General features: G+C 52.1%; 6 protein-coding genes. 1 reads left to right on the plus strand and 5 read right to left on the minus strand.

Annotated features, from left to right (window positions below; genetic code table 11):
• Nucleotides 1–6 precede the first annotated feature (6 nt).
• The 5 genes from C5O19_RS19195 to C5O19_RS19215 are packed head-to-tail and all read right to left on the minus strand — an operon-like array spanning nucleotide 7 to nucleotide 8856.
• Nucleotides 7–1701, minus strand: a complete 1695-nt coding sequence (locus C5O19_RS19195; protein WP_104715007.1) for a RagB/SusD family nutrient uptake outer membrane protein — start codon at nucleotides 1699–1701, stop codon at nucleotides 7–9.
• 4 nt (nucleotides 1702–1705) lie between these two features.
• Nucleotides 1706–4783, minus strand: coding sequence for a SusC/RagA family TonB-linked outer membrane protein (locus C5O19_RS19200; protein ID WP_104715008.1), 3078 nt, complete (start codon nucleotides 4781–4783; stop codon nucleotides 1706–1708).
• Nucleotides 4784–4826: 43 nt separating this feature from the next.
• The gene (locus C5O19_RS19205; RefSeq protein ID WP_104715009.1) at nucleotides 4827–6407 is read right to left on the minus strand and encodes a DUF4127 family protein; all 1581 of its coding nucleotides are present in this window, start codon (nucleotides 6405–6407) and stop codon (nucleotides 4827–4829) included.
• A gap of 18 nt (nucleotides 6408–6425) precedes the next feature.
• Nucleotides 6426–7655: a sugar MFS transporter gene (locus tag C5O19_RS19210; protein WP_104715010.1), complete on the minus strand. Its 1230-nt coding sequence runs from the start codon at nucleotides 7653–7655 to the stop codon at nucleotides 6426–6428.
• Between the two features lie 4 nt (nucleotides 7656–7659).
• Complete coding sequence (locus tag C5O19_RS19215; protein ID WP_104715011.1) at nucleotides 7660–8856, minus strand: AGE family epimerase/isomerase; 1197 nt, start codon at nucleotides 8854–8856, stop codon at nucleotides 7660–7662.
• Between the two features lie 582 nt (nucleotides 8857–9438).
• Here C5O19_RS19215 and C5O19_RS19220 point away from each other — a divergent pair.
• Complete coding sequence (locus C5O19_RS19220; RefSeq protein ID WP_104715012.1) at nucleotides 9439–13452, plus strand: two-component regulator propeller domain-containing protein; 4014 nt, start codon at nucleotides 9439–9441, stop codon at nucleotides 13450–13452.
• The last annotated feature ends 6 nt before the right edge of the window (nucleotides 13453–13458 follow it).

Here is a 13458-nt window from a genome sequence, read left to right on the forward strand (position 1 = left end):
AGGGCTTTACCAGCCCGAATTTTGCGTCAGTTGTTTATTAATGTCGCGTTCCGATTGGGGAATGGGCAGCAATTCCAGTCGTGGGTACCAGTAGCGAATTTCCCGAACCAGTCGCTGACTTTCGCTCGTAGTATAGACCGGAATGTTGTTCAGATCATGGACGGCACTCGTTTTGAACGTCGGTGGGGCGGGAGCGACGGCCGGATCTTTGGCCGCTCCCATTACCTTTTGCGGCATGACCACTTCGGCAATACCCCAGCGACGAATGTCAAACCAGCGGAAGCCTTCCATGGCCAGTTCAGCCACGCGTTCGCGACGAACGAGCTGACGTAACTTGTTTTGATCCCCCTCCACGGCGGCTTCTACCGCCGGCTGACCCGCCCGGCGACGTACCTGATTCAGAGCCGTAACTACAGAAGCATCCAGTTGATTAAGTTCAATTTTAGCTTCGGCGTACATCAGCAGAATTTCCGCGTATCGCATCAGAATAAAGCCTACCCGGGATTGAAACGCGTTTTCCTGCGTGAGGGTGTACTTGGTATGCAGTAAACCTACACCACTTTTGGCTGGACCAAAGGCATTGTCAAAATCGGCGTTGGTCCGCGAAATCCAGCTACCGTCGGCATTGCGGAAAGATGTGGTGTTTTTGTAAATGGTGTACACCAGGGTCTGCTGATTCATGCTGATGGTATCTCCGGGAATAGCTACCGTGTACTTCAGTCGCATGTCCCGATTTTTGCTCGGCTGAGCCGGATCGTACAGGGGCGACTCGTCAATGCGTTTGCCATCCTTCGCTTCGAACATATCCACCAGTCGTTGCTGCGGGAAGCGACCCGACTGCCCACCGGCCGCCCGGGAAATACTGCCCAGCGGTACGTAATTAACCGAGTTGGCATCCGCATCCGAATACAAAATCTGGAACATGATTTCCTTTCCGGCATTGGCCGTCTGACCCGTACGGGTAAACAAATCGGCAAAACGAGGATTCAAACTCAGTCCTGCACCGTCAATGATTTGCTTGGAAGCCTCGGCGGCGACTGCATACTCTTTGTTGAACAGAGCGGTACGGGCTTTGTACCCCAGAGCTACGGCCTTCGTGACGCGGCCCTGATCGCTCGTCGTCCAGGGTAGTACGGCAATCGCGGCATCGAGTTCCTGATAAATGAACTTGAGCACGTCGGCCCGCGGAGTCCGCGTTTGCGTATAAAACTCCGCAGGTTCCAGCGGCTTCGTAATCAGGGGAACGTCACCGAATAGAAAAACCAAATGGTAATAGGCGTAGGCCCGAAGTACACGGGCTTCAGCCTGAATCTGGTTGAACGTTGCCGCCGATACACTACTTTTGCCGGTTTCCATGCCTGAAATCAATGTGTTGGCTCGCTGAACGGTGGTGTAGGCAAACGTCCAGAGGGATTTGGCGTGGGCATTGTACACATCAATGTTGCCCTCACCCAGATCCACACCCCGTAGCAGGGCGAGGTCCGTCCAGCCGTCCATCATCGACTGGTAGGGCGTGTTACCCGTATTCCAGTACGCCGATCGGTAGACGGCATTCAGGGCCCCGTTCATCTCGGTTTGATTGTTGAAAAACTGGCCCGTTGCCGGAGCGTCCAGCGGCACCTGGCTCAGGTACTCTTTACAGCCCGAAAGCAGCGTAAGCGACAGGCTGAGTCCTAGTATCGAAAGAAAACGAAAGTTCATGTCGTTAGAAATTGATGTTTAAACCAGCCGTGTAGGTACGCATGATGGGGTAAAACTCGCCGCCCGTATCGCGTTGCTCGGGGTCGAAACCGGGGAAGAATTTCGTCCAGGTTACTAAATTCTGACCACTCAGGTACAGCCGAACCGACTTGATTTTAGCCTTCGTCGTCAGTGCCGTGGGCAGCGTGTAACCGACAACCAGGTTCTTGAGTCGCAGGTACGACGCCGATCGTACCCAGAAGGAAGAGGCCACGTAGTTATTGGGAATACTGTTGACCGTCAGACGGGGATAGGCCGCGTCGGTGTTTTCCGGTGACCAGTAATCTTTCTGGTACTCAAACATGGTTCCTTGGAAATTCGAGGAGTAGAAAGGCTGGGCCGCCGTTCCCGACAGGTAGTTGTCTTTTTTACCCACGCCCTGGAAGAAAGCCGTAAAGTCAAAGCCTTTGTACTGAGCCGCCAGGTTTATGCTGTACTCGTAGCGGGGGAAATAGTTGCCGAGAATGGTACGGTCGTAGCTGTCGATTTTGTTGTCAGGAACGCCATTCGGACCGCTGATGTCCCGATAGCGAATATCACCCGCGGCTGAGTTGCCGTATTGGAAGGGAGCCGCTTTTACTTCGTCCGTACTCTGGAAAAGACCATCGGCAATATAGCCGTAGTATGAATCCAGCGGGTATCCTTCCTGTTGAATTGTCGCTCCGTTGATGATGGGCGTACCGCCGTTTTTCAGGAGTTTATTGCGAACGTCGGAAGCATTGACTTGTACTTGATAGCTGAAATCGCGGATTTTATCCCGCCAGCCCAAACCAAGTTCCCAGCCCGTATTCCGCATGGAACCCGAGTTAACGAAGGGAGCCGTGAGGCCCACGTACGCGGGAATGGGGACGAGCTGAAGCATATCCACAATATCCCGCTGGAAGAAATCCGCCGTCACGTTCAGACGGTTTTTGAGTAAGGCAAAATCGCCGCCAATGTCCAGAATTCGGGAGGTCTCCCAACGAATATTTGCATTAGCCGCCGTCGTGAGGGCGTAGCCGGGATTGACGATGTTGTTGAAATAATAGTTATACGCCGTTCCTGCATTGAAGAGGGAGTAGGTGGGGTAGTAATCCGACTCGCCCCCGCGAATCAGGTTCTGATTACCCAGCGAACCGTAGGAAGCCCGGATTTTCGCTTCGCTTACAACCGACTGGAGCGGTTGCCAGAACGATTCCTGCGAAATCCGCCAGCCGCCGGATACGGACGGGAATAGTTGCCACCAGTTGTTTTGACGGAAACGCGAGGAAGCATCCCAACGGCCATTCACTTCCAGCAGATATTTATCGTTGTAGGTATAGTTCAACCGACCGTAGATCGAAACCATCGAAAAGCGGCTTTCACCCCCGCTTAGCGTCTGGCCTAACTGATCGCCGCTGTCGAGGTACGGACGGTCCGGCGAGAGCAGATTCTGACGATACGTATTGATGAAAGACGTTTTGAAATCTTCCGTACTAAAACCGCCCAGTACGGTAAAGGCGTGTTTACCTAACGTTTTGTTGTACGTCGCCTGCGTCCGGAACAGGTTCTGCGTATTCTGTGAAATCCGGTCCGACAGCGAGTTCAGAGCGGGCCAGGGGCGTTGGTAAATCAACGTATTGTTGGCTACGTCAGCCGAGTAAATCCGGTACTGATTGGTAAACTGCCGCCCACGGTTGGTATAGTAATTGGAGCTGTAGGTCGCCAGTAATTCCAGGCCTTCGATGGGCGTGTACGTCAGCGTTCCCTTGATGATCCGCGAGTCGGTCAGGCTACGGTTGAAACCCCCATCCCGGGCCTGAGCTGCGGGGTTGGCATTCGACCAGCCTTCGCCCCATTCACCCGTATCAAACTGACCCGGCGTAATGGCCGGGAAACCCAGCATTTCGCGGATGATGTACTGCGGCGTACCCTGTCCCGGCCAGAGGCGGTTGGAGTTGTTGAGTACCAGATCCACCGAAGCGGAAAGTTTTTTGCTGATCGTAATGTCGGTATTGAACCGTAAGTCCAGACGTTTGTAATTCGTATTGGCCGTTAAACCGTTCTGGTCCAGGAAACTACCCGACGCAAACGCCTTCACGCGATCACCCCCAATGGACAGGTTCAAACTGTGGTTCTGCATGATGCCCGAATTGGTCAGTACCAGTTTCTTCCAGTCGGTATTGAACAGCGTTTTGTTATCGGGGCCATTCGTCCGGTAGGCTTCAATTTGCTGAGTAAACGCGGCGGGTAACCCACTGTTGGCCTGAGCTACGTCCCAGTACATCATGTGTTCCAGAGCGTTTACTTTCTGGGGAAGATCGGTTGGTTCCTGCTTCAATACGTAGGCGTTGTAACTGACATTTACGCCTTTGGCTCCGCGTTTGGTGGTTACCAGTACCACGCCGTTCGCCGCCCGTGAACCGTATACCGCCGCTGCCGCCGCATCTTTCAAAATGGAAATACTGGCAATGTTGTTAGGATCGATGGCGTCGAGGCTCATTTCTACGTTATCCACCAGAATCAGCGGATTTTGTCCGGCGTTGATCGAACCAATTCCGCGAATCCGAATGGTACCCGCATCGCCCCCCGGAGCACCGGATTGTTGAGTAATGGTTACGCCCGGAGCAGCCCCTTGTAGAGCCAGCGACGTAGAACCGACTTGACGACTGGTCAGGGTTTTACTTTCGATCACGGCGACCGAACCCGTCAGGTTTACTTTCTTCTGGGTGCCGTAACCCACTACTACGACTTCATTCAGTTTCGTAGATTCTTCGCTGAGGGCAACATTGTATTCACCGGCTCCCGAGAAGGGCACTTCCTTGCTGGTCGTACCCAGAAATGAGAAGACCAGCGTTCCGGTCGAAGCCGGAGCTTTTAACGTATACAAACCATCGGCATTGGTCGTCGTGCCGGTCGTTGTATTTTTAATCATGACCGTAACTCCCGGTAAAACCGACCCGTTTTCATCGGTGACTTTACCCCGTAAAACCGGGTTTTGGGCGAAAACGAACAGGGGCAGCGTCAAAAGCAAAGGCAGTAGCCAGCCCAGACGCCTGTGCAGCGTACGTACGTGTGGCATCATGAAATCAAGGAATAAGAAAAGATAGAGGTGTTAATTCAGGGGGTTAAGGTTTCACGGCTTTGCAGGTGAGGTCGAAATCAATCAGGGCTTCAAACGTCCGCTTCCAAGGTAAATGGAACTGGAGTGGCGATGGCGTTAGGCACTGGTACTGCGGCGGAATAGAGGCTTGATAGGCGGGCCAAAGCTGGGTAAAAAACGCCTGTAATTGTTCCTGGCAACGCGTTTCCATGGCTTGATTACGCTTTTCATCGAGCAACGTGGCACTCATACCCGCCTGACCAAAAGCAGCATTGGCTTCGCGGCGTACTTTCGTGTGAAAATAATAATCGTCCAGTAAGCGATGCAGGAGAAACCATTGCTGAGCCGTGTAAATGGACGACCCGATGCCGGGTTTGGACAGCAGTTTGTGGGCAGCCACGGTATAAATCGTCCCCTGTGGCAGAGCGGTACCGATGGTGTTACCCGCCGTATTCCAGGAGGCATAGCCGCTGAGTTTACCCAGCAACTGACGTTTCTCCAGAGCTTTCGTAAAGGTTGAATCGCCCCCCTGTACATCGCCCCGGGGATCGATGTCGGCTACGATGACGGACTTGCCCGCTTCAATCAGGGAAGCAATTTCATCGACCGAAGAATTTGCCCGGTTCGCTTCGTGCCGGGAAGCGTATACGTAGAAAAAGACATCGGCCGTATTGTCTGGCACTTCCTGAGCCCCGGCGGCCAGAATCTGTTCGCTGACGGTTTGGTACAGCGGCCGATCTTCAAAGGGCATTGTCTTTTCGCGGGTGCTTTCTGAGGAGTAAAGGGCCCTGACTTTGGGGGCAAATCCAAAGTGGCGGATCAGGGCCCTACTTAATAGTAACATCGAAACTTCGTCGGTACCCGCCTGGAGAGCCACTTGGCTGGTTAATTTCTCTTTTTTAATCTCCTGCAGTAAGGTCTCGTGGTCACTGCGGTGTACGCCCTGCGGTTTGGCATCGTCTTGGGTTAATAATAGGTAATCGATGATGCCTTGTTTGGTTAAGGCAATGGCCCGCTGATTGATCCGCAGGTTGCGGGTACGGGCTTCTTTGTAATCCTGAAGCTCGGCCGCCGGAATTTCTTTTTCGAGCTGCCGGGTTTCAGCCTGAAGAGCAGGGTACGGCGAAATTTCGGCCCAGCGGGCTATTTTCTGCCGGTACGCGGCATTCTGAGGCGTAGCAGAGGGAGCCAGTCGCATCACCACGCTCTGGGCGTAAACCGGAAGTTTGGGAGCTTTTTTCCGAATCCGGTTCAGTACTTCCAGGCGTTGCAGGGCCAGCGGAGCGGCTACCTGATGAACCCGCGAGCCGACGAGTCCGCCGTAGGCTAGCATGTCCAGACAGACGATGGCGGCATCGAACGAACGTAAATCTTGTTTTTCAACCCAGGCTGCAATGGCTTCACTCTGACCCGGCGTGGTAAACTGGCCCAGTAATTCCTGGGGAGGAGCAATCACCTCGGCATGTCCGATCAATCCCATCCGAACCGTAAATTGCAAACAGGGCGGTCGGTCGTCCAGTGGAATCAGTAAGATACGGGCGGCTCGGACCTGAGCCATCGCGTGACTACTGATGAATAAGAATAGAAGAATGAGTAATCGGTTCATGCCTTGGTGTTGCTAAGATTAAGAGGCTAAGGAGGACTTGTGCCCGTTGAGGCCAAAGAAAACCAGGTACGCGTAACAGAGGATGGGCAGCAGAAAAGCAATTGGCCAGGTGTAATGGTCGATGAGCAGACCCTGACCGTAGGAAACAATGGCTCCTCCCGCAATGGCTGTAGAGAGTAGTCCGGAAGCCTGCGTCGTGTAGGATCCCAGTCCCTGCACTGCTAGCGAGAAAATGATCGCGAACATGATGGAGTTACAAAGTCCCACGGCAATCATACTCCAGACCGCCACGTATCCCGTTGCATTGATGGAAAAGCTAATCAGTACAATCGCTAGTCCGGCACAGGTAGCCAGCGTAGCGGAGGCCTTTAGAAATTTCAACAAGTAAGCTCCCAGAAAACGACCCACCAGCATACTACCCCAGTACAGCGAAACGTAGCCATTAGCTTCATTTTCTGTAATATGAACGGTGTCGGTAATGTAGTTCGTCAGAAAGGTGCCGACCGACACTTCCGCTCCCACGTAGCAGAAGATCCCCAGAATACCGAACCGCAGATTCCGAAAAGAAAACACACGCCGGCCCTGAGTTTGGCTTTTTTCTTCCACCTGAATCTGAATATCTGGTAAGCGTAAGCGACTTACAGTCAGGGCAATCACCGCTAAGAGGGCCGCAATGCCCAGATAGGGATACTGCACGGCATCGCTCGAAGCCTCTTGCAAGGGAGCCAGAATAAAGGCGGCTCCAAACAGCGGAGCTAGCGTCGTACCGAGCGAACCTACGCCCTGAATGAGCGTCAGTCGGGAAGACGCTGTTTCAGCGGGTCCCAATACGGTGATATACGGATTCGCCGCTACCTGTAACAACACGATGCCGATGGCAATCACAAACAGGGCTCCCAGAAACAGCGTGTACTCGTGCAGCAGGGAAGCCGGAAGAAACAACAAGGCCCCAGCCCCCGCTACGGCAAATCCCAGTACCATCCCTTTCTTGTAGCCTACTTTTTCCACCAGACGACCCGCCGGAATCGACATGATGCCGTAGGTAAGAAAAAAGTAGAACTGTACCAGCGACGACTGCGAATAACTGAGCTGAAAACCTTTCTTGAAAAAGGGCACCAGCGTATCATTCAGACAGGTAATAAAACCCATCATGAAGTAAAGCACAGCCAGCGACACGAGGGCGGGGCGGTAGGAGGTTTGAGCGTCCGTTTCCGGTACGCGTACCGATTGCAGGGGAATGTGAGCCATTGGTTTAGTCTTGTAAAAGCGGCGTAGCGGACTTTTTCTGAGCAATCGCTTCCAGCGTTTTCCAGCATTGGTACAAGCCCCGCGGAATGTGGAAGCAGCCTTTCCATTTGCCACCTTTCAGGGGCAAAAGTACGTCTCCCTGCCGATTCAAATACCCGAACCATTCGCCGTGCGTGGGATCGGGGAAATGCGACCAAGTGTAGGCGTGTACTTTTTCAAACCATTCCCAGCAGCGTTCATCGCCCGTGTGCAGGTAGCCTTTCAGTAAACTGATGAGCGTTTCGATGTGTACCCACCAGAGTTTCTGGTCCCACTCAAGCTGCAAAGGCGGCTGACCTTTTACGTCCAGGAAGTAGAAAATGCCTCCGTACTGCTGATCCCATCCGTATTCCAGTAACGAAAGCGTCAGGTCGGTAGCCTTGCGAATCAGGGCCTGATCGCCCCGCCGCTCGGCCAGATCCATAATGAACCACATCGACTCCAGACCGTGACCAGGATTGATCAGACGACCTTCAAAGCTATCCGAAAACTCACCTTCGAGTGTAATGTTTTCCAAAATCAGACCCAACTCGGGGCGATAGAATTCTTCCATCACGGCGTGAATACCCGCGTCGATGGTCTCTTCCAGTACCGATGGTTCAATCAGATGCTCCAGTTGCAGCACCAGATTGGTAAGAATCATGGGTAAGGCAAAGTTTTTCAAAGGCCGGGTGCCTGGAAATGCCTTATTGTAGAGTCCCTTCGGATCAGACTGTCGCCGCAAAATGTTGGCGAACGTTTCCTGAGCGATGGTAGCGTATTCGGCGTTACCCGTAGCCAGGTGCAATTGCCCGAAAGCCATGGCGGCGAAACAATCCGAGAAGATATTGTAGGGTTGAATAAGGGGATCACCCTGCTGAGTTAGTGAAAAATACCAATTTCCGTCTTCATCACGCCCATGCTTTTTCAAGAACTCGGCTCCCTGAATGGCAAAGTCCAACCATTCCTGTTTTTGCTCTACTTGATTGTAGAGCATGGCGAAACACCACACCTGGCGGCCCTGAAGCCAAACAAATTTGTCGGTATCAAAAACGGTTCCTTCCGTATCAAGACAGGTGAAATACCCCCCGTACGTTTCATCACCCGACTTTCCGAGCCAGAACGGAATAACACTCGTTAGTAATTCATCTTGGTACAGTTGCTGGTATTGCGATGGCTTCATGTATTAGCTTGCTTAAGTAAAAGCTTAATCTTAGCTTGATTAAGTATGTTTAATAAACTTAATAAATAAAATTATTAAGTATGGTGTAAAAGAACAATGAATAAATTAACTAAGCAAGGAAAAATAAAATATTATTTTAAATCAGGTGGCATGATGGAATGGTAGGGGAATGGAGAAATTACCATACTTCGTTTTATAAAAAGGGATTGAAGCAGAATTTTATACGGGGCCAGAGAGCACAGAAAACCCGCATTTCCTGGCAGAAATGAGAAGTGAAGCAGAATTTTCGGGGTGTAGTAGTTGATTCAACACGTCTTGCAACCTCCGGTGGGAGGATTGACGCATCTCCTACAGAGTGATTCCATTTCTGACCACACTTTTACGCTGTTATACACAAACGCAGTCGTCCGTGAGATCCAGAAATTTTAAAACGTTGCTGATCCTTTTTCTTAGTTATGCCGGGGTGCTTGGTCTGCTAATTTATTTGTTAAAAGTATTTTTATAAACTTTTCGCTAAAAATTAAGAGTATAGTAAGAAATAAGGTGCCTTATTAGGGGTACTAAAAGCTTACTGACACTCGCATGAAAAGTCTTCTGCCTCTGCTGGCGTTTATAATCGGATTTACCGTTAGTACGGCTCAGCCCCGGCTTTCCATCAGTCCCGAGAAAGCCTTGCAGGAGGACCTCATGTTTAAACGCTACGGAAGTACCGACGGCTTGCCTGATAATCGGGTACGGTCGTTTTTTCAGGATCGAAAGGGGTTTCTCTGGATCGGTACCATGAATGGACTGGCTCAGTACGATGGCTATCGTTTCCGGAAATTCTACAAAAACAAGGATGCGATCGCCGGAAACTGGATTTATGACATCTGCGAGGATAGCCAGGGGCGGCTCTGGATCGGCACTCGCGAAGGACTGAGCCGCTTCGATCCGCGTACAGAAACCTTCCAGAATTTCCGAAATAATCCCAAAGATTCGACGTCGCTTTTTTGCAATCAGATTAACGCTTTGCTGGTCGACTCGCGGGATCAGGTGTGGGTAGGGACCCCACAGGGACTGACCGTATGGAGCCCGAAAACGCAGCAGTTCCGAACGCTTCGAACCGAGCCGCTGAATCGTCCCATTCGAAAAATGATCCGCTCGCAGGGCGATTACCTCTGGATTGCCACCGCCGAAGGGCCGGTTCGCTACCACGCCTCCAACGGAACGTACACCTTCTATCCCCTGAGTGTAAAACCCAACGCATATGGTGATCATTACTGGTCGTTGCTGGAAGATCAGCGGCATTTGTATCTGGCCACGGGTGGCGATGGCCTCTGGCGACTGCCCTACCAGCCCGAACGCAACAGCTACGGGAAAGCGGAGCCTCTGCATAACTTTTCAGGACAGACGCTGGCTCAGACGCAGATTTTTGACCTCTGTAAATCACCCGATGGAGCTTTCTGGCTGGGTACGGATCGGGGACTAGCCCGACTCGAAGCCCTCGATTCACCACAAGTACGACTTCGCTGGTACCGAACCAACCCCAGCAATCCGCAGAGTTTGAGCAATAATCTGGTGTATCGCCTCTTTCTGGACCGTACGCAACGACTCTGGTGCGGTACGGAGCAACAGATCAGTACGCTCGATTTAAGTGGGCTGCCTTTTCAGTCGTATACCTTTCCCTCCGGTGCAGCCGAAGATCAGGTGCGTAGCATTGCGGCGGGGCCGGGGGCAACGGTTTGGCTGGGGATGGGCAAATCCGGATTGTACCGTTACAACCTATCGAATGGTGCAACGGAGCGGTTCCGGCTGGAAAGTCAATCCTCGTTCTGGAACGAGCACCGAGCTTTATTACGAGCCTCCAGCGGTGACCTTTGGATCGGTACGCTTGGTGGGGCGGTGCGAATGACGGCGAGGCAGCAAGTACACGCCGAACTGGAAGGGTCCGCCGTTTTTTCTTTCCTCGAAGATTCACAAAAGAACATCTGGTTAGGCACCAACCACGGCTTATACCGGCGAACGCCCGATGGGAAAAAGAGCCGTATTCGTCTGGGTACTAGCGATACGGAATTCATTCGCTCCTTACTGGAAGATCAGGCAGGTTTGCTTTGGATTGGTTTCGATAATAGCGGGCTGGGGCGGTACAATCCCAAAACCGGCGTTTTTGAGTGGATCAAAGACGCCAGCCATTCGTTGGGAAGTGCCATTTATGCACTCGTTGAATTCCCTAAACAGGTGATCTGGGCGGGCTCTGAATCGGGTTTACACCAAATCACAGCCGATCCGAAAGGAGCGTATCAGGTCAAAACCTATTCCGAAAAGCAGGGCCTGCTACACCCCTCGGTAAATGGAATTGTGCCCGATACCCAGGGCTTTCTTTGGATCAGTACCATCAAAGGGCTCATGCGATTTCAGCCCGCTTCGGGGCGTTTTCAGACGTACTTGCCCAACCAGCGGTTTAGCTATAATGTCATGAGTCGGTTGAACGAGAGCCAGTTGCTGTACGGACTGACGAATGGCTTTCTTCGGTTTGATCCAAGCCAGCTTCAGCACCGGATTTCATTACCTACCGTTGTCTTCACGGATTTCAAACTTTTCAATGAAAGTGTGGGAATCGGTCAGGTCAGTCAGGGCGATACTGTACTGCGGCAGTCCCTAAGCGAAACGCAGACCCTTACGCTGCATTATAAAAACAACGTATTCAGCGTCGATTTTGCGGCCCTGGATGTGGCGAATCCCGAGGGAACGACCTATGTCTACCAAATGGAAGGCTTTGATCAGGCCTGGATTCCGGTCGATGCCCAGCATCGGTCGGCCACGTATACCAACCTGAGTGCCGGAACCTATACCTTTCGCGTAAAAGCCGCCAATAGTTTCGGTGAATGGAGTGCCAAACCGGCGGCCCTTGCGTTCCAGATCTTACCGCCCCCTTGGAAAACCTGGTGGGCCATTACGGGATATATTGTGCTTTTTCACGTGTTACTCCTCACCTTCATCCGTTATCTGCTACTACAGGCCCGGCAGCGGGATGCCCTGGCGTTGGAACAGATCGAAAAAGAGCAACTTAAAAATCTGCATCAGCTCAAACTCCGCTTTTTCACGGACATTTCGCACGAATTCCGGACACCACTTACCCTCATGGCGGGACCGATTGAAGAGCTAATGAATAGCTCGGAAGTACGGGGTAAGGTCCGCGAGAAAGTACAGTTGCTGCAACGCAATAGCCGTAAATTACTGCAACTCATTGAAGAACTGATGACGTTCCAAAAGCTCGAACAGGGCAAAATACAACTTCACAAACGGACGTTGAATCTGGTGGACTGGGTAGAGGAAATGTACCAGAACTTTGTACCGCTGGCCGAACGTCGACAGATTACCTTTGAACTGACGGCTCCAACTTCCGAAATCCGATCGGATATAGACCCCGTTCAGCTGGAAAAAGTACTGAATAACCTCTTATCCAATGCCTTTAAGTTTACGCCGGCGGGTGGGCAGGTACGACTGGAACTGTTCCTGTCCGAACCGGATGGGGTGTGCCTGCGGGTGCAGGATACCGGTAGTGGACTGACCCCCGAACAGCAAAGCCACCTTTTCGAACGCTTTTACCAGTCGGATCCCAACCGGGAAGGGTCGGGTGTGGGTTTATCGCTGGTGAAAAGTCTGATTGAACTACACGGGGGCCGGATTACCGTGACTAGCGAACCGGACGTGCAGACGGAATTCACGGTATGGCTGCCCCTGCAAAACGCTCTGTTGGAAATGCAACCGCTTCACCTCCGTACGGAGCCGCTGGTACAGAGCGAAGTCGGAGCCATTCGCTGGTTAGGAATGCCCGAAGACGAGAAACCCGAATTATTATTGGTGGATGATAACGACGAAGTACTCGAATTTTTAAGCCTGCTTTTTCAGGATCACTATCGCATTACCCGGGCCCTGAATGGTCAGGAAGCACTGGCTTGCGTACAGCAACGCGAACCGCAGGCGATCATCAGTGATGTCATGATGCCCGTGATGGATGGGCTGGAGCTATGCCGGAATCTGAAAAGTAACCTGGATACCTGCCACGTACCCCTGATTTTGCTCACGGCACGGGCCCGCGTGGAGAGCGAAATGGAAGGTATTGGCGTTGGGGCGGATGATTACGTCGCCAAACCCTTTCACCCCGATTTGTTACGCCTCCGGGTACAGACGCTCATCGAAAATCGGCAGCAGCTTATTCGAAAATATCAGTCGGCTGACGAGATCATTCCGAAAGATCTAACTCGCAATCCGCTCGACGAGGCCTTCCTGCAAAAAGTCATTCAGTCCATCGAACAGAATCTGAGTAACGAAGAATTTAGCGTGGAAGAACTCGGCGAATGCGTGTGCATGAGTCGCAGTAACCTGTTCCGAAAACTGAAAGCCCTGACCGGGCAGACCCCGTTGGAATTCATTTATTTCATCCGGCTAAAACACGCAATGCAGCTCCTGCTGGAACGTAAATACAGCATTGCTGAAATTACCTACGAGGTGGGTTTCAAAAATCCTTCCTCGTTCAGTAAGTCCTTTCGCAAACAGTTCGGGAAAGCTCCCACCGAGTACCTACAGGAGCAAATCGCCCGACAGAAAAACTAAATGACC

This window comes from Siphonobacter curvatus (genome assembly GCF_002943425.1).
Classification (GTDB): domain Bacteria; phylum Bacteroidota; class Bacteroidia; order Cytophagales; family Spirosomataceae; genus Siphonobacter; species Siphonobacter curvatus.